We start from the raw sequence: 22,835 nt of genomic DNA on the forward strand, positions 1-22,835 counted from the left end.
GCACCGCGAAGCCGCGTCCGTGCAGCCCTGCCGACGACCACCAGAGCGGGCAGCCAGCCGTCACCGGACCGGCACCGGCAGCCGGACAGGCCGCCGTTTGGACGATCGTCAAAATAGACACTAAATCGCCCCTACTCAGGGATAGCAAAAAAGCCCAGGTCACAGACCTGGGCTTTGCTCCCCCGCTTGGACTCGAACCAAGAACCCTCCGGTTAACAGCCGAATGCTCTGCCAGTTGAGCTACAGGGGAATGTGGCTCACTTCGGGTGCCGGTCTCTCCGACCGACAAGAGGAACTTTAGCCCATGCCCGTACCGCCTCCGACACCACCCCCCACTTGGCGCAACCACCCCCGCGAGGCCGGTTTCCTGGACAATGGACAGTCGGACGACCTAACGACGGAAGGCGTGGACGCGGATGAAGAAGTTCCTGCTGGGGGCAGGCCTGGGGTACGTACTGGGCGCCAAGGCAGGTCGGGGGCGGTACGAGCAGCTCGTGCGCACCTACCGCCGGGTCGTCGACCACCCGATGGTCCAAGGCGCCGCGGGGGTCGCGCGGGCCAAGATCGGAGAGAAGCTCAAGCGCTGATCCGGGCCACGAAGAACACCCGGCGGAACTCGAACCACGTCGTTCCGTCGGCGCGGGCCGGGTAGGCCGCGTCCAAGCGCGGGGCCAGTGCCGCGCGGAACTGCGCCCACGCCGCGTCGTTCAGCGCTGCGCGGATCGGGCGCAGCGCTGTGCCCGTGATCCACTCCAGCACCGGCGAGGGGCCGTGCAACGGCTGGACGTACGTCGTCTCCCAGGCGTCGACGTCACAGCCCGCGTCGGCCAGGAGGTTCGCGTACTCCAGCGGGGTCGACACCGCGTCGTCCTCGCGCAGGACCACCTCGGCCAGGCGCGACGCCCAGGCCGGGTCCGCCGCCAGTTCGCGCGTCAGCACGTGGGACGGCGCGTCGAAGTTGCCCGGCACCTGCACTGCCAGGTAGGCACCCGAGGGCAGCGAGGCCGCCCATCGGCGGAGGAGCGAGAAGTGGTCCGGCACCCACTGCAGGACAGCGTTCGACACCACGACGTCGGTGTCCGGCGCCGGCGTCCAGTCACGGATGTCGAGCAACTCCGCGTCGAGGCCGCGGGCGCGGGCCGCCGTCACCATTTCGGGTGAACTGTCGCTGCATTCCAAGATGGCCGTGGGCCAGCGGTCCCGCAGCGACACCGTCAAGTTGCCCGGGCCGCAGCCCAGGTCGACGACGCGCCGCGGTGCCGAAGCCCCGATGCGCGAGATCAAGTCGTGGAACGGCCGGGCCCGCAGGTCGGCGTAGTCGAGGTACTTGCCCGGGTCCCACACGAGAGCCTCCCGCATAACAGTACGCTTGTACTGAGTACGAGCGTACTGCTACTCGGCCGGGTTGACCAGCTTCGCGGCCGCCTGCGCGGCGATGGCCTCGACCAGGGCGACGTCGGTGCCGGGGTCCGGCCGGACCTGCAGCACGGTGCCGTCGCGGCCCGGCACCTTGCGCTGCACGAACCACGCTCCCCCGGCGCCGATCTGCTGTCGGTGCCGCGAGCGGATCGAGCCCTCGACGCGCTGGTAAGCCTCGCGCGGGACCTTGCCCGGCGCCGGCAGGCGGAAGCGCACCGGCGGGAGGTCGGCCAGCACGACCGCCGCCCCGGCCGTGCCCACCTCGGACGACTCCGTCAGCGTGAAGACGCCGTCCGCCCAGGTCGCCTTGCCGACGAGGTGCCAGCCGACCCGGCGAGCGCCGTCCTCAGCAGGGATCCACAGGCCCAGGGCCGTCACGACCAGGTGGCCGCCGCCTTCGACCGGGGCGCTGTCCACGACGTCTTCGCCCGGCTCCAAGACCCCGGCGAACCCGGCGGGCGTGCGATCGCCCAGCAACCGGCGCAACAGATTCATCTCAGCCCCACGCGCCGGCGGCCGCCTGCTCGCCCAGCGACTTCTTGTACTGCTCCAGCGCGACGAGGTCGCCGAACAGCGCGCGGTAGTCGTCCGGCGCTTCGACCGGCGACAGCCGCTGCAGCTTGCCCTTGATCTCCGCGATCTGCCGCCCGACGAGGCCCTCCTGCAGCCGCGCGAGGATCGACGAGATGTACCGGGAGTCGACTTCGTCCTTGGCCTGCAACGGTTCCACGGCCAGCTCCGAGAGCACCCGCCGGACCGTCCCTTCCGGACAGTGCGGGGCGGCCGCGTCCAGCAGGGCCGGGCCGGTCAGGCCCGAACCGGCACCGCCCGCCTTCAAGACAGCCTCGTGCACCGCGACGTACACCGGGTGCGTGAACGCCTCCAGCGGCAAGGCGTCGTACTCCGGCCCGGCGATCGCGGGCTGCTGCAGCGCGGCCTTCAGCGCCTCGCGCTGCACGGCGAACCGCGGGTCCTTCGGGGCCGGACGCGCGACGTCCTGGGCCGCCGGCGCCTCGGGAGCGCCGACGCGCGCGGGCTGACGCAGGGGCGCCCCGCCCCGCTTGTCCGTCGCGCCCGCGCTGCCGCGGACGCGGTTGACCACCTGCGCCACGTCCTGCCAGCCCACCCACCAGGCGAGCTTCGACGCGTACCCGTCGCGGGCCGCGCGGTCCTTGATCGACGCCACCATCGGCACGGTCTTCTGCAGCGCCGCGACCTGCCCGTCGACCGAGTCGAGGTCGTAGTTCTTGAGCGTGCTGCGGATGACGAACTCGAACAGCGGCGTCCGCCGCGCGACCAGGTCCTTCACCGCGCTGTCGCCCTTGGCCAGGCGCAGTTCGCAGGGGTCCATGCCGTCCGGCGCCACCGCGATGTACGTCTGACCGGCGAACGTCTGGTCGCCCTCGAAGGCCTTCAAGGCGGCCTTCTGACCCGCTTCGTCGCCGTCGAAGGTGAAGATGACTTCGCCGCGGAAGGCGTCGTCGTCCATCATCAGCCGGCGCAGCACCTTCATGTGGTCTTCGCCGAACGCCGTGCCCGACGAGGCCACCGCGGTCGGCACGCCCGACGCGTGCATCGCCATGACGTCGGTGTAGCCCTCGACCACGACCACCTGGTGCCGCTTCGCGATCTCGCGCTTGGCCAGGTCGAGGCCGAACATGACCTGGGACTTCTTGTAGATCGGCGACTCGGCCGTGTTGAGGTACTTCGCCGAGATCCGGTCGTCGTCGAACAGCCGCCGCGCGCCGAAGCCGACGACGTCGTTGCCGACGTCGCGGATCGGCCAGACCAGCCGCCGGTGGAAGCGGTCCATCGGGCCGCGCTGGCCCTCCTTGGACAGCCCGGCCGTGAGCAGTTCCTTGACTTCGAAGCCGCGGTTGAGCAGGAACTTCGTCAGCTTGTCCCAGCCGCCGGGTGCGTACCCGCAGCCGAACGTCTTCGCCATGGCGGCGTCGAACCCGCGCTCGGACAGGAAGTCCCGCGCCGGGCGCGCCTCGTCGGTGACCAGTTGCTCGGCGTAGAACTCCTGGGCCAGGCGGTGGGCTTCGACCAGCCGGGTGCGGCTGCCGCGGTCGCGCTGGATCGTCGCGCCGCCGCCCTCGTAGGTGAGCCGGATGCCGACCCGGTCGGCCAGCCGCTCGACGGCCTCGACGAACGTGATCAGGTCGATCTTCTGGACGAACTTGATCACGTCGCCGCCCTCGCCACAGCCGAAGCAGTGGAAGGTGCCGTGCGTCGGGCGGACGTTGAACGACGGGGTCTTCTCGTTGTGGAACGGGCAGAGCCCCTTCAGGCTGCCCCCACCGGCGCGGCGCAGGGCCACGTACTCCCCGACGACCTCGTCGATCCGGTTCCGCTCGCGGACCTCCGCGATGTCGCTCTCCCGAATCCGTCCTGCCACGCCACCCACTCTAGTCTTCCCCGTTTCCCGGCTCCTCCCGTGTGCGGCAGACTCGGGGCATGGCCGCCACGCCCACCGCCCAGGACACGCTCGCCGCGGAGTTCGCCGCGCACCGCAGTCACCTGATCGGGGTGGCCTACCGGCTGACCGGCACGCGCGCCGACGCCGAGGACGCGGTCCAGGAGTCCTGGCTGCGGCTGGCCGGCCTGGACGACGCCGGCCGCGCGGCGATCCGCGACCTGCGGGGCTGGCTGACCACGGTCGTCGGCCGGATCTGCCTCGACCGGCTCAAGTCGGCCGCCGCGCAGCGGGAGCGCTACGTCGGCAACTGGCTGCCGGAGCCGGTCGTCACGCCGTTCGGGCGCCCGGTGAGCGAGGACCCCCTGGACATCGCGGTCCGTGACGACGGGCTGCGGATGGCCGCGCTCGTCGTCCTCGACAAGCTGACGCCGGAGCAGCGCGTCGCGTTCGTCCTGCACGACGCCTTCTCGGTGCCGTTCGCGGAGATCGCGGACGCCCTCGGCGTCTCGGTCGACGCCGCGCGCCAGTACGCCTCCCGCGGCCGCAAGGCCCTCGCCGACGCCGACCCGGCACCGCGCGTCCCGCTGGAGGACCAGGCGAAGATCCTCGAGAAGTTCGTCATCGCCCTGCAGGCAGGCGACATCCGGGCGATCACCGAGCTGCTGGCCCCCGACGTCGTGCTCATCGGCGACTCGAACGGCAAGGGCCGCACCACGCGCCAGCTCATCGTCGGCGCGGACAAGATCGCCCGGTTCTTCGTGGGCCTCGCGGGCAAGTACCCGCCCGGCGTGCTCACCGGCGGCACGCCGGTGCTCGTCAACGGCGATCTGGGGGTGTACCTCGCTCCGCAGCCGGGCCAAGACGGCTTCTTCGCGCTCGACGAGCACGTGCAGGCGATGACCGTCCGCGACGGGAAGATCGTGGCGATCTACGACGTCGTCAACCCGGAAAAGCTGGCCGGGATCACGCGTCCCGGCGCTTCGCCTTCGTGATCCCGGCCGCGAGGAGGACAGCGGCGAAGACGCCGAAGTAGGCCAGCGCCCAGCCCGGGCTCAGCGGCGAGTCGGACAGGACCGCGGCATTGCCGCCGTCCCGGCCCGCGTTGGCCTCCCCGCTCCCGCTGAGGAACTTCGTGACGGCGTTCAACGGCAGCCACCGGTGGATGGCCTGGCCGGCCCGCGGGATCAGCTGGACGACGTTCTCCGCCATCAGCGGGTAGGCGACGAGCACGGCCACGGCGCCGGCCGTGTACCGCACGAGCAGGCCGACACCGACCCCGCAGACGGCAGCCGGCGCGAACACCGGGCCGGTCCCGGCGACGATCCGCCAGTCCGCGGCGCTGTCGAGGGCGAGGTCGGCCTCCGGGGCGAGGATCCGGGCCACCAGCCAGGCCGTGAACGCGGCGGCTTCGCCGAGCACAAAGGCGTACCCGGCGACGAGCGCGGCCTTGGCCAGCAGCACCGGCGTCCGGCTCGGCACGGCCTGGAAGGTGCCGTGGATCGTGCCGGAGTGGTACTCGCTCGTCACCGCGAGCGCGGCCAGCACCAGCACGGCGACCATGGCGAGCTGGTAGCCGAACTGGGTGCTCGCGACCGTGGGCGGCAAGTGGGCCTCCCCGGCGCTGAGCGCGGCGATCGCGGCCGGAAAGGCCATCGCGACCAGGGCGAAGATGCCGCACACCCAGGGCGTGGCGATGCTGAAGAGCTTGATCCGTTCACTGGCGACGAGGTGCATGCGCAGAACGGTCCCGCGGCGGACCCCGGTGGCGCGTCCCACCGGGGTCGGGTTCGGCGCCTCCTACGGGAGCGGGACCCGGCAGGCGTCGCCGGAGGTGAAGCCCTGGTCGGCGATGCCGAGCGCGCTGTTCATCCGGGCCCGGGAGTTCTCCAGTGCGATCTGGTAGGTCAGCTCGAGGACGCCGTCGCGGCCGAACTCGCGCTCGAGCTCGGCGACCTGCTCGTCGGTCACCGTCACCCGGTCCGAGGACATCGCGTCGGCGTAGGCGAGCGCCAGCCGCTCCTGGTGGCTGAAGGCGGGCGAGGTCGCGTAGGCGTCGATCTGCTTCAGCCGCTCGATGTCGAGGCCGTCGTGCTTCTGCAGCATGGTGCCGAAGTCGACGCACCACGAGCAGCCGATCCGCGTCGCGACCCGGTAGACGGCGAGCTCGCGCACGTTCGCCGGGATCTTCTTCGACGCCCGCTCGGCCAGCAGCTCGTGCACCACGGACGTCCGCAGCAGCGCGGGGTGGTGCGCGACGACGGCCATCGGCTCGGGCACCGCGCCGAAGCGGCGGCCCGCGATCCGGTAGACGAGCTTGAGGAAGAGCCCGGCCTCGGACGTCTTCTTGGCGGGGATGCGTGGCATTTCGGTCTCCTTCGTCCGGCGTCTACGAGCTGGACGAGACGGCGTCCGCGGATGTGACGACCGGCGACGTGAGCCACGCCACCAGCATCGTCACGGCCGCCGCCGAGAACACGACCGCAAGGCCCGGGGCGGCCAGCCCGCCGGTCGTGACCAGCGCGAGCCAGCCGAACACTGCGGCCCCGGCCAGGCCACCGGCCTGCCGGGCGAAGGTCAGCGACCCCAGCGTGACGCCCAGCAGCGCCCGATCGGCCCGCGTCTGGCCCAGGACGGTGTAGGCGGAGGTGCAGACGGCGAAGGCCGCGCCGATCGCGAACAAGCCAGGGGCGAGGAGCCAGGGTGCGCCGTCGGAGGCGGCCGCCACGGCGATCGCGGCGAGCCCGGCCGTGCCGAGCAGGCAGCCGGACCGGCCCCACGCCGTCATCTCCGGGTGCCGCCGGGCCAGTGCGGCGAAGGACGCCGACAGGACGAGCTGTCCCGCGGTCATGGCGACGAGCAGCAGCCCGGTGCCCGCCGCGCCCGCCCCCGAAGCGGCGACCAGGGCGACGTAGGTGAAGGTGCCGTAGAGCGCGGCGCCCGCCAGGCCGTTGACCACCACCGCGCGCTTGAGGACCGGGTCGGCGAACACCTTCGGCGAGATCAGCGGGCTCGGCGTGCGGCGCTGCCGCCGGACGAACAGAAAGCCCGCCACCACGGTCGTTCCGAGCAGTACCGGAGTCCACAGTGGACTCGTGGCGAGGGCGTCGAAGGTGCCGAGTGCACCGACGGCGGCGCCCGCGACGGTCAGCAGCACGCCGCCCAGGACGTCGAACTGTTCTTTACCCTGACGCGGTTTCGCGGGCAGCCCGTGCCACCCGAGAACCAGGGCGGCCACGCTCAGCGGCAGGTTGACCAGGAAGACCCACCGCCAGCCGGGTCCGGCCGCGAGCAGTCCGCCCAGCGGCGGCCCACCCAGGGTGGCGGCCGCGAAGACGGCCGTCTGCCGGCCCTGGCGGCGCAGCAGTTCGCCGCGGTCGAACAGCTCGCCGAGCGCGCTCATCGCCGTGACGATCAGGCCGCTGCCGCCCAGGCCCTGCAGCGCGCGGGCGGCGATCAGCGAGCCGAGATCGGGCGCGGCGGCGCACCACGCGGAAGCGGCGGCGAACACGAGGACCGACCCGGTGAAGGCGACCCGGCGGCCGTACAGGTCGCCGAGCCTGCCGTGCAGCGGCGTCGCGACGGTCAGGGTGAGCAGGCCGGCGGCGGTGACCGCGACGAGCCCGGTCCGGGCGTGCAGGTCGGCGCCGATCGAGGGCAGCGCCGCGGTGAGGACCAGGCCGTCCAGCTGGGCCATGGCCATGCCGAGCAGAAGTCCGGCGTAGGCGAGGTTCCGAGATGCGTGCATAAAGCACACGTTATAACGTGTCTTATGCACGCATCAAGCGAGGGCGGCCCGGCACTGTTCCGCCTGGTCCGGCACTGGGCCCGCCAGTGGGCCCCGGACGTCGTCGAGCGCTTCGCCGCCGGCGCGCCGGCGTCGTGGACGGTGCCGAACCTGTTCGTCATCCAGGCGATCGACGGGGCGGCCGGCGAGGAAGTGACCGTCGCGGACGTGGCCCACCAGCTGGGCATCGACCGCTCGGTGGCCAGCCGCATGGTGGCCGAAGCGGCGCGAGAGGGCTTCGTCGTGCGCTCGACGTCGACGCGTGACGCACGCCGCGCGGTCCTGACCCTCACCGACGCGGCGAAGGAGTTCCTCGATGCCTCGCAGGCCCACCAGCGTCAGGCGTTCGAAGCACTGGTGGGCCACTGGCCGGAGGAGGACCGTGAACGCTTCGCCGGCTACCTCCGCCGGCTCGCGGACGAGGTGCTCGGCTAGCTTTCCGCAAGGATCGGGTTCAGCGCTTCCCAGGCGTGCCAGGCCCGGGTGACGCCGAACTGGGCGGTGAACCGCAGTGCCGCCCGGACGTCCTCCGGCGACGCGCCACCCCGCAGCGCGCGCCCGACGTGCGTGCGGAACGTGTCGGCCAGGGTCTGGTAGTGGACGTCGACACTGAGGCTGACCAGGCCGCGCTCGCGTTCGCTGAGCGTGCCCGGCCCGTGTCCGGTGCGCATCCGTGACTGCAGGTCGAAGTAACCGGCGAAGTGCGGGTCCAGCTCGGCCACCCGGGCCCGCACCGCTTCCGGCAGCGGGCTGGGCGCCGCGTCCGGTCCGGCCGTCACCAGTTCCGGTGCCAGCGGTTCGACGTCCGGGCGCGGCAGGCCGAGTTCGGCCTCGAGCTCGGCGATCCGCTCGATGCCCGCAGCCGCCGCGTGGTAGCCGCAGTCGTAGGAGACGAACCGCAGCAGCTCGCGGATGTCCGAAGTGGACACCCCGGCGGCCAGGCCGGCCCGCACGTGCGCGGTGAACGCCAGGCCCAGGCTCCCCTCGCAGACGCCGGCCGTCACGCACAGGAAGGTCTTCTCGCGGTCGGTGAGCTCGGGGATCGACCGGACGTACTTCGCGGTGGCCCCGGCCATCTGGGCGAACACGGGGTCGAGCGCGTCGAGCCGTTCGAGGCTCGTGGGGGTTTCGGTGGTGGTCAAGCTCGGCTCCTTCAAGTTCGTGGACATTCGTAGCGCTACAGCTGTAGTGCGAGTTACGCTACACCTGTAGCGCAAAGGGTGTCCAGCTACACTGGGTGGCGATGGAAGAAACCAGACGCCGCCCGAACGCCCGCGGCCAGGGCGAGCTGCTGCGGGAAGAGATCGTCACGGCCGCCGTCCGGATGCTCGACGAGCTCGCCGACGACGAGGCGCTGTCCCTGCGGGCCGTCGCGCGCGCCGTGTCGATCGCGGCGACGTCGGTCTACCTGCACTTCCCGGACCGCGACGCCCTCGTGCTGGCGGCCATGCAGCGCTGCCACGAGGAGCTCGTCCGCACCGGCGACGAAGCGGCCGAGGCCGCCCCGGACCCGGCGGCCGCGCTGCGCGCCCGGATCCTGGCGCAGGCGGCGTGGGCGCAGCAGCATTCCGGGCTGTACAAGGTGCTGCACGAGAGCAAGGTCCACCGGCGGCACGGAATGCCGTTCAAGGAAGTCATGGTCGCCCGCACGACCGAAGCGGTCCAGCGGTGCATGGACGCGGGCCTGGCACCGGCCGACGACGCCGCGACCGTCGCCATCGACCTGCGGACCGCCGTCAACGGCATGCTGGCGCAGCGGATCAACGAGCCCGACCTGCCGTGGCCGCCCGCGGTCGAGCAGCTGGACCGGTTCCTCGCCAAGCTGGTGGGCCTGCGGCGATAGGGCCCGGCTACTCCCCCGCGCTGCCGTCGATCGACTCGCGGATGAGGTCGGCGTGGCCGTTGTGGCGGCTGTACTCCTCGATCATGTGGACCAGGATCCAGCGCAGGCTCGGCGTGAGGCCGTCCGGCCACGGACGCCGGGCCGGCTGGGAAAGGCCGTTCTCCAGCACCTTCGCCACCGACTCCCGCGAGCGGGCGACCGCGTCTTCCCACAGGCCGAAGAGCTGCTCCGGGGTGTCGTCCGCGGCGGAGTCCCAGTCCCAGTCGGGCGTGGCCGTCCAGTCGACCGCGTCGAACGGCGCCGTGCGCTCGCGGTCGAACAGCACGCGCGAGAACCAGTGGTCCTCGACGTAGGCCAGGTGCTTGAGGAGCCCGCCGAGCGTCATCTTGGACGACGCGACGGTCACGCGCAGACCGGCCGCGTCCAGGCCGGCGCACTTCCAGGTCAAGGTCGCCCGGTGGTAGTCGAGGAAACCCAGCAGGGTGGCGGCTTCGTCGCCGTCAACGGGCGGCTCAGGCCGGCCCTGTTCGTCCACAGTGGTCACGAGCGCCGACTCTACTCACGCCGTCAGCGGGCGGACGTCCCAGATCCACACCCCGCCGACGAACTCCGCCGGCTTCCGCAGCAACAGCTCCACAGTGGACTTCAGCGCTTCCTGGTTCTGCCGCGGCCCGACCACGAGCACGTCCGCGTTCCAGGCGCGCAAGTCCGCGAGCGCCTGCGTGCGGTCGGCTTCGGTGACCTCGGCCGCCTGGCCGGTGCGCTCGACCTGCGCGAACAGGTCCGACGTCGGCAACGGGACGGCGCCGTAGCGGCCGCGGCGGTCGTCCGGGGACGTCGGACCGACGAAGTAGCCCTCCGGCATCGGGTAGCCGAGGCCCGCGTCGACCTGCCAGTGCAGCGGCTCGGCCTCCCCGGTGCTGGGCAGCGGCACCGGCACCAGCGAACCGCCCGGGGCGACGTACTGGCGCCAGATCCCGTCGGCGAAGAACGGCGGCGAGAGGGGCCGCTGGTGCGTCACCAGCTCCGTCGGCGCGATCGGCAGCAGCACCGCCACCACCGCGCCGACCCAGATCATCCGCAGCGGGAACGCGGGTTGGCCGTCGACCGGCGCCGGCTGCTGCGCCGCCGCCGTCCAGACGCGGTGCGTCGCGATCGCCAGGAGCGCGCCCACCACCGGGATGCAGCCCATCGCGAGCCGGGACTCGAGCACCGAGTCGAGCAGCGGCAGCCGGCCCAGCCACTTCCACGGGCCGGCGACACCGGTGTCGTCGTGCGCCACCGTGATCTCGACGCCCAGCGACAGGAAGGCCATCACGTACATCGTGATCGCGAGCGCCCGCGAAACGACATCGCGCCACAGCCAGATCGTCAGCATCACCATGAGCACGATCAGCGGCCAGCCGAAGAAGGCGTTCTCCTCGGTGCGGTTCATCGAGACGTCCGCGGCCGCCTCGGGCGCGCCCGCGACCGACTGCGTCGCGAAGCGGGTGAACGCCGCGGTGTCGTTGCCCGCCGCACCGTGCAGCAGCGAGTGGAAGCTCTGCGGGCCGAAGAACTGCCAGTACAGCGGGAATCCGGCGATCAGCAGGGTGACGACCGCGCCGATCGGAATGCCCTTGGCCAGCGGCGCCAGCATGCCGCGGACCTCCGCGCGGTGCGGGATCAGGTACGCGACCGCGAAGACGAGGAACGTGAGCGCGAAGATCGCCAGGGGCTCTTCACCCAGCAGGATCTGCCACGCGACGAGCAGCCCGAGCACGATGCCGTTGCGCACCGGGCGCTCGTTGTGCGCGATCTGGATCGTCTTGAGCGCGATGAACGGCAGCACGAACAGCACGACGAAGTTCGGGTGCGCGTTGCCGTGCGAGATCATCGGCGGCGCGAAGCCGCAGAACGCGCCGCCGATCGCGGCCGCCGTCCGGTTCGGCACCAGGTGCCGGGAGAACACCCAGTACCAGCCGGTCGCGGTGCCGGCGAGGCCGGCGGTGAGCACGATCGCCCAGGTCAGCGTCGCGCCGAAGGTGAGTGTGAGGGGCGCCAGCGGGATGTTCAGGCCGAACATCGCCGCGTTCGCCGCCATGTTGACGCCGCGGGGGTAGTTCTGCAGGTCCGTGGTGAACGGGTTCTGGAAGTGGAGGACGGCCTTCGCGACGACCGTCGAGTACCACTCCCACTGGCTCTGGTCGGCTCCGCCGTTCCAGAGGTAGCCCCGTTTGAGGTCGAACCACAGCCCGTTGTAGAGCAGGATCGTGAACAGCAGGAACCCGCCGGTGATGGCGGAGTCTTGCCACGCCCAGCGCTTCGGGCCTTCGCGGGGTTCGGGAGCAGGTGGCACCAGCTCGGGGACGGCCTCGGACTTCAGGCTCACGGTTCGACCACCCTGGCGATGAAGTAGAGCGCCCCGGTCCCGGCGTGCCGGACCAGCAGCAGGAACGGCCGATCCACCGTCACGGCGACCGGGTCGTCGATCATCATCGAGGTGAGGCGCATGATCAGCGCGGTGGCCGCGGCCCCTTCGAAGCCCTGTTCGTCGACGCGGAGCACGGCCTGGTGCAGCACCTCGGACACGGTCAGCCGCGGATCCGGCGTGAGCCCGCTCAGGTCGGCCTCGTCGGTGAACATCGTCCGCACGCCGAGGCCGCGCAGCACGCCGGCGAGCTTGCTGGACACGTCGAGCGAGACCTTGGGGAGCGAGAGTTCGACCTTCTTGGCGCGGATCTTGCCGAGCAGGCTCGTCAGGGCGGCGTGGTCGAGCCGGGTCTCCGCCTCGGCGAGGTCGTCGTCGGGCAGCAGCACCACGGCCTGCAGGCCGCCGGCCGCGACGAGCCGCACCGCCTGCCAGCCGCCGGTGTGCGCGTAGCCGACGCTTTCGCTGAGCCACATGGTCGGCACGTCCCGGGTGCCGGAGGGTGCGTGGAACGGCGCGTCGCTGGTGTTCGCCTCGCGGAAGGGCAGTTTCCACGCGGCTTTCAGGTAAAGCGCGTTGACCAGCACGGCCGCGACCTGGGAGTCGATCGAGCCGAGCGGAAGCAGCTGCGGGATCAGCCCGCGGGTGGTGCGCCCGATGTCCTCGTTGATCAGCGCGCGAGCGGCCTCGGGCTCTTTCTCGAAGGGCGCGCTCGCGACGGCGGCTCCTGGCCACTCGGCCAGTTCGGCCTTGAAGGAGTCCTCGAGCGGGAGGCGGTCGTCCGCCCACAGCGTGTTCGCGACGGCCAGCTCGGGCTGGTCCTTGCTGTGCGCCTCTTCGACGAGCCGGGCGGCCTCCCGCAGCAGGACGGTCTGCTCACCGGGGTCGCCGAGCAGCGCGACCAGCTCGTCCCGGGTCTGCCCCCGGGCGGCGCGCGCGGCGAGGGTCAGCGCGCTGGCCACCGAATACGGCGAAAAGCAGGTGTTCCCGCCCCCGGCACCGAGGGCCGAGTGGACGGCGAGGGCGAACCGGAGGTGGCTGTCCGTGGCCATGCGGGCGAGACTACCGGAACAGGACACCCCGCTGAGCGGCCGCGCGCAACTCCGGTCATCCATGACAAATCCGCCCGACGGCGACTCTGAGCCGAATGCCGGATCGCCGGACGCAATGAATGACTCATTCCTGTCGTCGGATGACAGGAATGAGTCATTCATTGCAGCGCCAACCGGCCGCTCAGCGGTGCAGGCGGGTCACGTGCCAGGAGTACCAGGCGTGGGCCTGGGCGTCGGTGAGGGAGGCGACCTGGTCGACCACCACCCGGAGCAGGGCGGCGTCGTCGGCGGCCGCGTTCCAGGCCGGGGCGAACAGCGGGTCGAGGGACTCCGGGGCCCGGCGCGCCAGTGCGTGGACCAGCTCGGCCAGCAGCTCCCGCTGGCCCTCCTGCATCGCCAGCCGTCGGCGGTCGCTCATCACGTACCGCAGGGCCAGCGCCTTCAGCAGCGCCACCTCGGCCGCGACCTGCTCCGGGACGCACAGGTTCGCCCGGTAGCGCCCCAGCGGCCCCTCGCCGAACTTCTCGCGCGTGCCGGTGACCGCCGCCGTCGTGAACCGGCCGACCAGCTCGCTCGTCAGCCGTTTGAGCGCGACCTGGGCGCCCGGCGAACCGTCCGGCTCGGCCGACACCAGGGCCGCCACCACCGGCAGCGCCAGCAGTTCCGTGGCCGCATCCTCCAAAGTGGACACCGACTGCGCGGAGAAGTGCTTGGCCGCGGCCTCGGCGACGGCCGCGCGCTCGTCCGGGTGGGCGAGCACGCGCAGCTTGATCCGGCCGGCCAGCACCCCGTCTTCGACGTCGTGCACCGAGTACGCGACGTCGTCGGCCCAGTCCATGATCTGGGCCTCCAGGCACCGCTGCTCCGCCGGTGCCCCCGCCCGGATCCACTCGAACACCGGCACGTCGTCGCCGTACACGCCGTACTTCACCTGCCCCGGCCGGCGCGGCCACGGGTACTTCGTGGTCGCGTCCAGGCACGCGCGGGTCAGGTTGAGCCCGACCGGGTCACCCTCGTCGGAGAGCAGCTTGGGCTCCAGCCGGGTGAGGATGCGCAACGTCTGCGCGTTGCCCTCGAACCCGCCGCACGCCGCGGCCACCTCGTCGAGCGCGCGCTCGCCGTTGTGCCCGAACGGCGGGTGCCCGATGTCGTGCGCCAGCCCCGCGGTGTCCACCAGGTCGGGGTCGGCGCCCAGCTCGTCGGCGATGCCCCGGCCGATCTGGGCGACCTCCAGCGAGTGCGTCAGCCGGGTGCGCGGGACGCCGGTGACCTCGGCGCCCTCCCCCGGCCCGACCACCTGGGTCTTGCCGGCCAGCCGCCGCAGCGCGGCCGAGTGCAGCACCCGGGCGCGGTCGCGGGAGAACGCGCTGCGCCCGTCCGCCCGGGCACCGGGCAGCGCCGCACCCTTCGCCGCCTCCGGCAGCAGGCGGGCGGTGTCGTGCTCGGTGTAGTCCACCCGGCCAGCCTAAACGGGCCCCCCGGCAAACCTCAGCCCAGGAACGTGGCGAACAGGTCATCGGCCGGGGTCTTGGTCAACCGGTAGTACAGCAGCGCGCCGGTCTCGCGGACGATGTACCGCACCTGGGTGACGCGCTCCTGGACGATCGGCCCGCTGTGCGTCGGCGCGGTCCAGGCGTCCAGGCCCAGGTCGCCGGCCATCGTCCGGGCGCGGAAGGAGTGCCACGGGTCGCTGACCAGCACCGCCGTGCGCCAGCCGCGGGCCTCGACCTGCTGGGCGACCGCGCGCAGGCTCCGCAGCGTGTCGCTGCCTTCGCCGACGGCGAGCGTCGCCGACGCCGGCACCCCGCGCCGGGTCAGCCAGAGCTGGCCGGCCCGAGCCTCGGTGAAGTTGTCTTCGGCCTTCTTGCCACCCGCGGTGACGATGGTCTTCGCGATGCCGGCGTCGTAGAGCTGCTTGGCCTTCACCAGCCGGGCCGCGTAGATGTCCGACGGCTTGCCGTTGTACTGGGCCGCGCCCAGCACCACGATGACGTCGGCGGGGGTCCGGTCGTTCTCGCGCGCCACCTGCCAGACCCGGAACGCCGTGCCGCCGACGAGCGCCAGCAGCAGCAAGACCGTGCCGAGGACGATCCGGCGCGCCCAGCTCGCGAGCGACGGTTTGGTGCGTTCAGCGGTACCCATCCGGCTCATTCTCTCAGAAGCGGCTCAGAGCCAGCCACGCTCCTCGGCGACGCGCACGGCTTCGGCCCGCGTCCGGGCGCCGGTCTTGCCGATCGCCGCGGACAGGTGGTTGCGGACGGTGCCTTCGGAAAGGTGCAGTGCCCGGGCCACGTCGGCCACCGTGCTGCCGTCCTTGGCCTCGCGCAGGACGTCCCGCTCCCGCCCGGTGAGCGGGCTGGCCCCGGTGGCGAGAGACTCCGCGGCGAGCGCCGGGTCCACCACGCGCAGTCCACTGTGGACCCGCCGGACGGCTTCGACGAGCTGCTCCGGCGGAGCGTCCTTGACGACGAACCCGGCCGCGCCCGCCGCCATCGCGCGGGCGAGGTAGCCGGGCCTGCCGAAGGTCGTGCAGATGATCACCCGGCACGACGGCAGCGCGGCCCGCAGGTCGGCCGCGGCTTCCAGGCCGTCCTTGCCCGGCATCTGGACGTCCAGCAGCGCGACGTCCGGCTTGGTCTCGCGCGCGGCGGCGACCACTTCGTCGCCGGAGCCGACCTGCCCGACCACTTCGATGTCGTTCTCGAGGCCCAGCACGGTGGCCAGTGCCCCGCGGACCATGGCCTGGTCGTCGGCCAGCAGCACCCGGATCAAGCGAGTCCTCCCGCGGGTTCGGCGCGCACGGCCGGGGTGGCCGGGCTCGGTTCGGGCAGCGGGATCTCCGCCCGCACGAGCAATCCTCCCCTGGGCCGGACCGACGTCTGCACCGTCCCCCCGACGGCGGCCAGCCGCTCGGACAGCCCACGCAGGCCGTTGCCCGCCACGACGTCGGTGGCGGTGCCGTCGTCCTCGATCTCCAGCCAGTTGTCGCCCAGCCGCACGCGCACCCGCTTGGCCCCGGAGTGCCGCAGCACGTTCGTGACGGCTTCGCGCAGCACGTAGCCGAAGGCGTTCTGGAACTCCGGCCGGACGTTGTCGACGGCGTGCGGCAGGTCGGCGTCGATTTCCGCGGCCCGCAACGCCGCCCGCGCGCCGACGAGCTCCACCGACAGCGACACCTCGCGGTTCGCCGACACGGTCGCGCGGACGTCCGAGAGCGCGCTGCGGGTGAGGTTTTCGACCTCGCGGATCTCCTCGACCGCGCGCGGGATGTCGCCGGCGCTCTCCAGCACCCGCCGGGCCAGCCCCGCCTTGACGGTGATCGTGGTGAGGCTGTGGCCGAGCAGGTCGTGCAGGTCGCGGGCCAGGCGCTCCCGCTCGTTCGCCACGGCCAGCGTGGCGATCTCTTCGTTGGCGAGTTCCAGCCGCCGGACCGCGCGGACGAGGTTGGCCATGAAGAACATCGCCAGCGTGATCGAGCAGACCGTGATCAGGTCGCCGTAGCCGTCCTGGAACCGGCCGTCCGCCAGCAGGATCACCGCGCCGACGGCCACCGTGGCGAGATCGAGGATCACCGACCAGGCCGCGGGCAGCAGGAACACCAGCACCGCCGTGCCGTAGAGCAGGACGAACGCGCTGCCGGAGGCCGCGACGAGCGAGGCGAGCCCCAGGGCGTTCATCACGATCCCGAAGACCAGCTTCACCCGGCGTTCCCGGCGGAAGAAGAACGGGAACAGCGCGTAGCACGCCGCGTAGGCGTACACGACCACGGCAGTGAGCACGAGCCCGGGGGTGACCTCGGGCTCGTGCATCAGCGAGCGCGTCACGGGGATGAGGAAGGGCAGCAGGATGACCACCGCCATGACCGGCCAGCGCGGGCCGCCCGGCCCTTGGTCGCGGGCGTTGGGCAGCGGGTCTTCCCACCACGATTCCTTGCTGTCCAGCCCGAACCTGCGTTTCCCGGACTCCGCCATCGCCGTTCCCCTCCGGCCCTCAGACGCGGGCACTGTCCTTACGGTAACGCCTGATCACCAAGGCCCCGAGCACGACCGTCCACGCGCCGAGCACCCCGGCGGCGTGGGGTAGCGAGACCACCATGTCGGTGGTCACCGCGGGCCGCGCCACCTGCAGCACCCAGTAGGTCGGCATGATCTGGGCGACGTCGTGCATCCAGCCCGGCATCGTTTCGATCGGGATCCACAGCCCGCCGAGGAACCCCATGCCGAGCGTGACGAGCATGTTGATCGGCTGCATCGAGTCCGGCGTGCCGAACTGGCCGAGCAGCAGGCCCAGCAGCACCAGCGGGATCGTGCCGAGCCAGATGCCGGCGAAGATCCGGACCCAACCGCTCGCGTCGACGTGCACCCCCTCGGCCAGCACGCCGAGCAGCGGCACGAGGATCAGCGCGGGCAGTCCCACGAGCATCCCGGAGATCCCCTTGCCCGCCAGGTAACCGGTGCCGGTCAGCGGGGTCAGGCGCAGCTGCCGCTGCCAGCCGACGGCGCGTTCGAGGGCGAGCCGGGCCCCGCTGTTCGTCGCCGCGGCGAAAACCCCGAACGTCATCATGTTGATCATGATCACGGCCGCGATCTGCGCGTGGTCGGGGTCGCTCGTCTTCGTGAAGACGTTGGCCTGCAACAGGAACATCAGCACCGGGAACGCCACGACGAAGATCAGGAACCGCGGCGCCCGGAAGTTCCGGCGGATCTCGGTGAGCAAGTAGGTCGCGTTCATCGCACGGGCTCCGCGGTTTCGTCGGCGGTCAGGGACAGGAAGGCGCCTTCGAGGCCGACGGCGCTGATTTCGACGTCGTGCACGGCCGGGACCGCGGCCTTGAGCGCCCACAGGGTGGCGTCGGAGTCGGCGCTGGAGATGGCGACCCGGTCACCGCGCAGCTCGAACTCCTTGACGCCGGGCAGCGCGGCGATGACCGCGTCGGTGGCGCCCGGGACGGCCGCGCGCAGGGTGCGGCCGCCGGCCAGCGCGCGGACCTCGGCGACGCTGCCGTCGGCGACGATCCGGCCGCGGCGCATCAGCACCACCCGGTCGGCGAACTCCTCGGCCTCTTCGAGGTAGTGCGTGGCGAACAGGACCGTGCGCCCGGACTCGGTGAAGGAGTACATCGACTGCCAGAACTCGCGCCGGGTGCCGACGTCCATCGCCGCGGTCGGCTCGTCGAGGACGAGCAGGTCGGGGTTGCTGACCAGGGCGACGGCGAACCGCACCCGCTGCTTCTGGCCGCCGGAGAGCTTGTTCGCGCGGCGGCCGGCCAGCTCCTCGACACCGGCGGCGCGCAGGGCCTCGGCCACCGGCATCGGCTTGCGGTGCAGGGCCGCGACCATGCCGACGGTCTCCCCCACCGTCAGGTCGTCCATCAGGGCGCCGCCCTGCAGCATCGCACCGATCAGGCCGGCGCGGACGGCGTCGATCGGCTTGCGCCCGAACACGCGCACTTCGCCGTCGCCGGGGCTGGTCAGGCCGAGGATCATGTCGACGGTGGTGGACTTGCCCGCACCGTTCGGGCCGAGCAGGGCGACCACCTCGCCCGGGGCGATCGTCAGGTCGACGCCGTCGACCGCGTGGACTTCGCCGTAGTGCTTCCGCAGGCCGGTGAGGTGGATCGCGGCCCCCGCCGCCACCGCCTGGATGTCTGTTTCTCGCATGCCCCCAGGCTGCCGCCCGGAAGGCCCGGGTCCCCAGACCGTGCGTCACGACCTGACCGTGACAGGTGTCAGGGGTACTGCGCCGATTGTTACCGATCCGACCGGCAGCCACGGCGGAAACGGGTCATTTCCAGCGGGTCGGCTGCGGTCCGTGTCCGCCTGCTTTCGGCCGGATCGGTAACTGGGGCCCCGGGTGGTTCAGCAGCCGATGAGGCGGCCCGCCAGGTAGGACTCGAGCTTGTCGATCGCGATGCGCTCCTGCGACATCGAGTCGCGCTCGCGCACGGTCACGGCCTGGTCCTCGAGCGAGTCGAAATCGACCGTGACGCAGTACGGCGTGCCGATCTCGTCCTGACGGCGGTAGCGGCGGCCGATCGCCTGGGCGTCGTCGAAGTCGACGTTCCAGTGCTTGCGCAGGGTCGCGGCGACCTCCTTCGCCTTCGGCGTCAGATCGGCGTTGCGCGACAGCGGCAGCACCGCGACCTTGAACGGCGATAGCCGCGGGTCGAGCCTCAGCACGACCCGGGTGTCGGTGCCGCCCTTGGCGTTCGGCACCTCTTCCTCGACGTAGGAGTCCACCAGGAACGCCATCATCGAGCGGCCGACACCCGCCGCCGGCTCGATGACGAACGGCCGGTACCGCTGGCCCGAGGCCTGGTCGAAGAACGACAGGTCCTGGCCCGAGTGGTTCGAGTGCGTCGTCAGGTCGAAGTCGGTGCGGTTGGCGATGCCCTCGAGCTCGCCCCACTCCTGGCCCGCGTTGAACGCGAACCGGTACTCGATGTCGACGGTGCGCTTCGCGTAGTGCGAAAGCTTTTCCTTCGGGTGCTCGTAGTGGCGCAGGTTGTCGGCCTTGATGCCGAGGTCGGTGTACCACTTCGTGCGCTCGTCGATCCAGTACTGGTGCCAGCGCTCGTCCTCGCCCGGCTCGACGAAGAACTCCATCTCCATCTGCTCGAACTCGCGCGTCCGGAAGATGAAGTTGCCCGGCGTGATCTCGTTGCGGAAGGACTTGCCGATCTGGCCGATGCCGAACGGCGGCTTCTTCCGCGACGTCGTCTGGACGTTGGAGAAGTTCACGAAGATGCCCTGCGCGGTCTCCGGGCGGAGGTAGGCCAGGCCCTCTTCGGACTCCACCGGGCCGAGGTAGGTCTTCAGCATCATGTTGAAGTCCCGCGGCGGGGTGTACTTGCCGCGCGTGCCGCAGTTCGGGCACGGCACCTCGGACAGGTCGTCCTCGCTGGTCTCCTTGCCGGTGCGCGCCGCGAACTCCTCGGCGAGCTGGTCGGCGCGGAACCGCTTGTGGCACGACAGGCACTCGATCAGCGGGTCGGTGAACACGTTGACGTGCCCCGACGCGACCCAGACCTCACGCGGCAGGATCACCGACGAGTCGAGGCCCACGACGTCGTCGCGGCCCTGGACGACGGTCTTCCACCACTGGCGCTTGATGTTGTCCTTGAGCTCGACCCCGAGCGGCCCGTAGTCCCACGCAGAGCGGGTGCCGCCGTAGATCTCTCCGCTGGCGAAGACGAAACCACGGCGCTTGCACAGGCTGATGATCTTCTCAATGGTGTTCGTGGGCACTCCACGCTCCGAAAAGCTTGCGGGGACGGTTCATCGGACTAGACCGTCAAGGGTATCCGCCGGGGCCCACTCCTTTTCGCGCAGGTGAGCCTACGGCCGCGACACCAGCGACGCCGTCACGACGCGGTTGTCCTCGTACCCCTCGCTGCCGCCGACGTACTCGCCGCCGCAGGTGACGAGCAGCAGCTTGTGCGGCCCGTCCGGGTCGAACAGCTGCTCCGACCGGCCGGCGAGGTCCGCCTTGTGCACGGTCTCGGTCGCCTCGATCCGGTAGACCCACGCGCCGCCCGCGGCGTCGGTCAGCTTGACGTCCTGCCCCTGCTTGACCTGCCAGAGCTCGTTGAACGGGCCCTTCTTGCCCTTCCAGTTCACGTGCCCGGACAGCAGCGCGACGCCGTGGTCGGCGCCCAGCTGCGCGCCCCACCAGGCGGCCTCGTCGAGCCCCTCCGGGATCTTCAGCGCGCCCGCGGCGTCGAGGTCCTCCTGGATCAGCTTCGCGGTACCGCCGCCGGGCAGGGACAGCTGCGCGGGCGCCTTGCCGGTGTCCTGCCGGGTGCCCGGCGAGGCCGGCTGGTTCGCGGCCGGGACGGGCCCGACAGCGCCGTTCGCGACCGCGGGTTCATCCTTTCCGGTGAACACGAGCAAGGTCGCGACGAGCGCCGCGACCACGAACGCCCCGGCGACACCGGCGATCCACCAGCGGCGGGAGCCCTTCTTCGGCTCCGCGGGGTTCCGCTCCTGCATGGGTTGTGCTCCTTCGCTGTCGTGGCCAGTGCACGGACAGACATGCCGCGAAGGACGAAGGAGGTTGCAGCGAACTCGATCAGCCGGTGGGGCGCGTCACCAGCTCGGCCGTGACCAGGCGGTTCTCGTCGTAGCCCTCGGTGCCGCCGACGTAGTCGCCGCCGCAGGTCACCAGCACCAGCCGGTGCGGCCCGTCCTGCCCGAACCACCGCTCGGCCTGGGACGGCAGCGTCTCCTTCGGCAGCGTGACGACGTCGTCGACGCGGTAGACCCACCGGCCGCCGCGCGCGTCGACCACGCTGACCTCGTCGCCGGTACGCATCCGCCACAGCTCGTCGAACGGCCCGCGCCGGCCCTCCCAGTTCACGTGCCCGGACAGCAAGGCCGCGCCCCGGGCCGCGCCCAGCTTGGCGCCCCACCAGGCGGCGTCGCCGAGACCACGCGGGATCGGCAGCACGCCCGTGCCGGTGAGCTCGGTGCGGACCAGGCGGGAGGTGGCGCCGCCGGGCAGCCGGACCGTGCCCGGCCGCTGCTGCGCCACGGACTCGCTGTCCGCCGGGAGCACGGCCGGGGCCGCGTTCTCGCCCGGCAACGCGCCGGGCGGGGGTGCCGCCGCCGCCGTCGTCGGCGCGGCCGTCGGCGGCAGCCAGGTCAGCACGACGATCCCGGCCGCGAAGGCGGCCACGGCCAGCGCCGCCGAGACGGCGGCCAGCGCGGTGCGCAGCACCTAGCCCGACCCGGTCTTGCGCCGCTTGCCCAGCAGCAGGGCGACCGCGGCGAAGAAGACCCCGCCGAAGAGCAGGCCGATGCCGAGGGGCACGCGGGAGCCGTCACCGTCGGTGGCCGGCGCGGCCGCGCCGAGGTAGCCGGCCGGGACCTGGGTCGGCACGGCGGCCTGCGTGGCGGTCGTGCCGCCCGCCGGGGTGGCGGCCTTCGCGACGAACCCGGTCGGCACCGAGCAGCTGACCCCGCCGAGGACGATGCTGGTCCGCACGTCCTGCAGCGCGGCACCCTGCGCGTCCTTGACGTGGGTGGTGATCTCGACCCGCCAGCCGGCGACGGCGGTGTGGTCGCCCCCGCGCCAGCCGTCCTGGCGGATCAGCTGGTCGAACGCGGCGACGCGGGTCAGCTTGAGGTCGGAGACCGTGGTCGCCCGGTCGGCGTTGGTGATGTCGCCGGGCGGGCCGAGCCGCAGGTTCTTCAGCTGCAGACCGGCGTCGCCGCCGGGCACCGGGACGATGCCGAGCGCGCCGCCGGCTTGGCGCACCCACAGCCGGGCGACCGACGAGGTGGCGGCGAGCTTCGCCGGGCCGGTGCACTCCACCGACGTCTTGGCGCCTTCCAGCACGAGCACGGTGTTCGCGGCCGGTTCGGCGCTGCCCTGCCAGTTGTCCCGCAGCGCGTAGTTCGTCTCCGCGGTGGCGGTGGGCACGGTCGTGGCCAGCAACGCGGCGAAGACGTTGTGGTCCCGGCTCGCGATCCCCGGCGGGTACGGGTTCTGTGACGCGCTGTAGCGGCCGAGGTCGATCTGGTAGTGCCCGCCGAAGGTGGCGCGCTCGCCGTCGTCCTTGGGGACCGAGACGCGGTCCGCGCCGAGCTTCGACTGGCCGGGCAGCAGCGGGGATCGTTGCGTTTCGGTGATCAGGGCGCCGCCGCGCTGGCCTTCGTCGCCGATCCGCACCGAGGCGATGTTCGCGAACGAGACCGGGCCGGTCTTCTCGTCGACGGCCTGGGTCTGCGCCCCCGCCACCCCCACGCCGACCAGCGGGAACACCGCGGCCGCCAGGGCGGCTGCCTTCGTCACGAAACGCGTCATGTCTCCCCACTGCTCTGCTCGGGCGGCTCGCCGTCGTCCAAGGAACGGCGAAACGCTCCGCGACTACCTTGCACCGTCGGCCACGACATGCGAAGCCG

The 22,835-nt window shown here is 71.9% G+C and carries 24 protein-coding genes and 1 tRNA gene; 4 read left to right on the forward strand and 21 right to left on the reverse strand.

Annotated features, from left to right (window positions below; translation table 11 throughout):
* Positions 1-177: 177 nt before the first annotated feature.
* Positions 178-250, reverse strand: a tRNA-Asn gene (locus ISP_RS33780).
* 166 nt (positions 251-416) lie between these two features.
* Between ISP_RS33780 and ISP_RS33785 the strand changes: the two genes are divergently transcribed.
* On the forward strand, positions 417-587 hold the full coding sequence (locus tag ISP_RS33785) for a hypothetical protein (RefSeq protein WP_003097798.1): 171 nt from the start codon (positions 417-419) through the stop codon (positions 585-587).
* Here the strand turns inward: ISP_RS33785 and ISP_RS33790 are convergent.
* Genes ISP_RS33790 through dnaG form a run of 3 tightly spaced genes read right to left on the reverse strand, consistent with a single transcriptional unit; the run spans position 577 to position 3,829 of the window.
* Positions 577-1,344: a trans-aconitate 2-methyltransferase gene (locus ISP_RS33790; RefSeq protein ID WP_013228360.1), complete on the reverse strand. Its 768-nt coding sequence runs from the start codon at positions 1,342-1,344 to the stop codon at positions 577-579. The genes ISP_RS33785 and ISP_RS33790 overlap by 11 nt on opposite strands.
* A gap of 48 nt (positions 1,345-1,392) precedes the next feature.
* Complete coding sequence (locus ISP_RS33795; RefSeq protein ID WP_014467493.1) at positions 1,393-1,914, reverse strand: hypothetical protein; 522 nt, start codon at positions 1,912-1,914, stop codon at positions 1,393-1,395.
* Between the two features lies 1 nt (position 1,915).
* The gene (gene dnaG / locus ISP_RS33800) at positions 1,916-3,829 is read right to left on the reverse strand and encodes a DNA primase (RefSeq protein WP_013228362.1); all 1,914 of its coding nucleotides are present in this window, start codon (positions 3,827-3,829) and stop codon (positions 1,916-1,918) included.
* Positions 3,830-3,879: 50 nt separating this feature from the next.
* Between dnaG and ISP_RS33805 the strand changes: the two genes are divergently transcribed.
* Positions 3,880-4,833: a sigma-70 family RNA polymerase sigma factor gene (locus ISP_RS33805; protein ID WP_013228363.1), complete on the forward strand. Its 954-nt coding sequence runs from the start codon at positions 3,880-3,882 to the stop codon at positions 4,831-4,833.
* On the opposite strand, the gene ISP_RS33810 is transcribed toward ISP_RS33805, so the two are convergent.
* The 3 genes from ISP_RS33810 to ISP_RS33820 form a co-directional block, all read right to left on the reverse strand.
* Positions 4,805-5,575 carry an ABC transporter permease gene (locus ISP_RS33810; RefSeq protein ID WP_013228364.1) on the reverse strand — a complete coding sequence of 257 codons (771 nt, stop codon included), beginning with the start codon at positions 5,573-5,575 and terminating at the stop codon, positions 4,805-4,807. The genes ISP_RS33805 and ISP_RS33810 overlap by 29 nt on opposite strands.
* Positions 5,576-5,638: 63 nt before the next feature.
* The gene (locus ISP_RS33815; RefSeq protein ID WP_013228365.1) at positions 5,639-6,205 is read right to left on the reverse strand and encodes a carboxymuconolactone decarboxylase family protein; all 567 of its coding nucleotides are present in this window, start codon (positions 6,203-6,205) and stop codon (positions 5,639-5,641) included.
* Positions 6,206-6,227: 22 nt separating this feature from the next.
* A complete protein-coding gene (locus tag ISP_RS33820) occupies positions 6,228-7,586 on the reverse strand; it encodes an MFS transporter (RefSeq protein ID WP_013228366.1) in 1,359 nt (452 codons plus the stop codon).
* A 24-nt stretch (positions 7,587-7,610) separates the two neighbouring features.
* On the opposite strand from ISP_RS33820, the gene ISP_RS33825 reads away from it, so the two are divergent.
* Positions 7,611-8,060: a MarR family winged helix-turn-helix transcriptional regulator gene (locus tag ISP_RS33825; RefSeq protein WP_013228367.1), complete on the forward strand. Its 450-nt coding sequence runs from the start codon at positions 7,611-7,613 to the stop codon at positions 8,058-8,060.
* On the opposite strand, the gene ISP_RS33830 is transcribed toward ISP_RS33825, so the two are convergent.
* A complete protein-coding gene (locus ISP_RS33830) occupies positions 8,057-8,767 on the reverse strand; it encodes a carboxymuconolactone decarboxylase family protein (protein WP_013228368.1) in 711 nt (236 codons plus the stop codon). The two genes, ISP_RS33825 and ISP_RS33830, sit on opposite strands and share 4 nt — an antisense overlap.
* A gap of 101 nt (positions 8,768-8,868) precedes the next feature.
* Here ISP_RS33830 and ISP_RS33835 point away from each other — a divergent pair, with 101 nt between their 5' ends.
* Positions 8,869-9,468 (forward strand): TetR/AcrR family transcriptional regulator, encoded by a 600-nt coding sequence (locus tag ISP_RS33835; protein ID WP_014467496.1) that lies wholly within the window; start codon positions 8,869-8,871, stop codon positions 9,466-9,468.
* A 7-nt stretch (positions 9,469-9,475) separates the two neighbouring features.
* On the opposite strand, the gene ISP_RS33840 is transcribed toward ISP_RS33835, so the two are convergent.
* The 13 genes from ISP_RS33840 to ISP_RS33900 all read right to left on the reverse strand — a co-directional run bounded on the left by ISP_RS33840 (position 9,476) and on the right by ISP_RS33900 (position 22,737).
* A complete protein-coding gene (locus ISP_RS33840; protein ID WP_013228370.1) occupies positions 9,476-10,012 on the reverse strand; it encodes a DinB family protein in 537 nt (178 codons plus the stop codon).
* A gap of 15 nt (positions 10,013-10,027) precedes the next feature.
* Positions 10,028-11,833, reverse strand: a complete 1,806-nt coding sequence (locus ISP_RS33845; protein WP_051699122.1) for a hypothetical protein — start codon at positions 11,831-11,833, stop codon at positions 10,028-10,030.
* A 2-nt stretch (positions 11,834-11,835) separates the two neighbouring features.
* Complete coding sequence (locus ISP_RS33850) at positions 11,836-12,930, reverse strand: serpin family protein (protein ID WP_013228372.1); 1,095 nt, start codon at positions 12,928-12,930, stop codon at positions 11,836-11,838.
* Positions 12,931-13,111: 181 nt separating this feature from the next.
* On the reverse strand, positions 13,112-14,386 hold the full coding sequence (locus ISP_RS33855; protein ID WP_013228373.1) for a deoxyguanosinetriphosphate triphosphohydrolase: 1,275 nt from the start codon (positions 14,384-14,386) through the stop codon (positions 13,112-13,114).
* A 32-nt stretch (positions 14,387-14,418) separates the two neighbouring features.
* The gene (locus ISP_RS33860; protein WP_013228374.1) at positions 14,419-15,072 is read right to left on the reverse strand and encodes a YdcF family protein; all 654 of its coding nucleotides are present in this window, start codon (positions 15,070-15,072) and stop codon (positions 14,419-14,421) included.
* Positions 15,073-15,096: 24 nt separating this feature from the next.
* Positions 15,097-15,702, reverse strand: a complete 606-nt coding sequence (locus ISP_RS33865; RefSeq protein ID WP_013228375.1) for a response regulator transcription factor — start codon at positions 15,700-15,702, stop codon at positions 15,097-15,099.
* Positions 15,699-16,901 carry a sensor histidine kinase gene (locus ISP_RS33870; protein WP_013228376.1) on the reverse strand — a complete coding sequence of 401 codons (1,203 nt, stop codon included), beginning with the start codon at positions 16,899-16,901 and terminating at the stop codon, positions 15,699-15,701. Before ISP_RS33870 ends, ISP_RS33865 begins: the two co-directional genes overlap by 4 nt.
* Before the next feature lie 19 nt (positions 16,902-16,920).
* Positions 16,921-17,661: an ABC transporter permease gene (locus tag ISP_RS33875; RefSeq protein ID WP_013228377.1), complete on the reverse strand. Its 741-nt coding sequence runs from the start codon at positions 17,659-17,661 to the stop codon at positions 16,921-16,923.
* The gene (locus ISP_RS33880) at positions 17,658-18,590 is read right to left on the reverse strand and encodes an ABC transporter ATP-binding protein (RefSeq protein WP_049878179.1); all 933 of its coding nucleotides are present in this window, start codon (positions 18,588-18,590) and stop codon (positions 17,658-17,660) included. The genes ISP_RS33875 and ISP_RS33880 overlap by 4 nt, the downstream gene beginning before the upstream one ends.
* 198 nt (positions 18,591-18,788) lie before the next feature.
* Complete coding sequence (locus tag ISP_RS33885) at positions 18,789-20,177, reverse strand: glycine--tRNA ligase (RefSeq protein ID WP_013228379.1); 1,389 nt, start codon at positions 20,175-20,177, stop codon at positions 18,789-18,791.
* 90 nt (positions 20,178-20,267) lie between these two features.
* Positions 20,268-20,921 (reverse strand): class F sortase, encoded by a 654-nt coding sequence (locus tag ISP_RS33890; protein WP_013228380.1) that lies wholly within the window; start codon positions 20,919-20,921, stop codon positions 20,268-20,270.
* Positions 20,922-21,000: 79 nt separating this feature from the next.
* On the reverse strand, positions 21,001-21,648 hold the full coding sequence (locus tag ISP_RS33895; protein ID WP_013228381.1) for a class F sortase: 648 nt from the start codon (positions 21,646-21,648) through the stop codon (positions 21,001-21,003).
* Positions 21,649-22,737: a hypothetical protein gene (locus ISP_RS33900; protein WP_013228382.1), complete on the reverse strand. Its 1,089-nt coding sequence runs from the start codon at positions 22,735-22,737 to the stop codon at positions 21,649-21,651.
* Between the last annotated feature and the right edge of the window lie 98 nt (positions 22,738-22,835).

Source organism: Amycolatopsis mediterranei (assembly GCF_026017845.1).
GTDB classification, from domain to species: domain Bacteria; phylum Actinomycetota; class Actinomycetes; order Mycobacteriales; family Pseudonocardiaceae; genus Amycolatopsis; species Amycolatopsis mediterranei.

Bases quoted from the DNA above. Each gene is read 5' to 3' on its own strand.
- ISP_RS33785 (WP_003097798.1), top strand. From the start codon at position 417: ATGAAGAAGTTCCTGCTGGGGGCAGGCCTGGGGTACGTACTGGGCGCC.
- ISP_RS33795 (WP_014467493.1), bottom strand. From the start codon at position 1,914: ATGAATCTGTTGCGCCGGTTGCTGGGCGATCGCACGCCCGCCGGGTTC.
- ISP_RS33805 (WP_013228363.1), top strand. From the start codon at position 3,880: ATGGCCGCCACGCCCACCGCCCAGGACACGCTCGCCGCGGAGTTCGCC.
- ISP_RS33810 (WP_013228364.1), bottom strand. From the start codon at position 5,575: ATGCACCTCGTCGCCAGTGAACGGATCAAGCTCTTCAGCATCGCCACG.
- ISP_RS33815 (WP_013228365.1), bottom strand. From the start codon at position 6,205: ATGCCACGCATCCCCGCCAAGAAGACGTCCGAGGCCGGGCTCTTCCTC.
- ISP_RS33820 (WP_013228366.1), bottom strand. From the start codon at position 7,586: ATGCACGCATCTCGGAACCTCGCCTACGCCGGACTTCTGCTCGGCATG.
- ISP_RS33825 (WP_013228367.1), top strand. From the start codon at position 7,611: ATGCACGCATCAAGCGAGGGCGGCCCGGCACTGTTCCGCCTGGTCCGG.
- ISP_RS33835 (WP_014467496.1), top strand. From the start codon at position 8,869: ATGGAAGAAACCAGACGCCGCCCGAACGCCCGCGGCCAGGGCGAGCTG.
- ISP_RS33850 (WP_013228372.1), bottom strand. From the start codon at position 12,930: ATGGCCACGGACAGCCACCTCCGGTTCGCCCTCGCCGTCCACTCGGCC.
- ISP_RS33860 (WP_013228374.1), bottom strand. From the start codon at position 15,072: ATGGGTACCGCTGAACGCACCAAACCGTCGCTCGCGAGCTGGGCGCGC.
- ISP_RS33870 (WP_013228376.1), bottom strand. From the start codon at position 16,901: ATGGCGGAGTCCGGGAAACGCAGGTTCGGGCTGGACAGCAAGGAATCG.
- ISP_RS33875 (WP_013228377.1), bottom strand. From the start codon at position 17,661: ATGAACGCGACCTACTTGCTCACCGAGATCCGCCGGAACTTCCGGGCG.
- ISP_RS33880 (WP_049878179.1), bottom strand. From the start codon at position 18,590: ATGCGAGAAACAGACATCCAGGCGGTGGCGGCGGGGGCCGCGATCCAC.
- ISP_RS33890 (WP_013228380.1), bottom strand. From the start codon at position 20,921: ATGCAGGAGCGGAACCCCGCGGAGCCGAAGAAGGGCTCCCGCCGCTGG.
- ISP_RS33900 (WP_013228382.1), bottom strand. From the start codon at position 22,737: ATGACGCGTTTCGTGACGAAGGCAGCCGCCCTGGCGGCCGCGGTGTTC.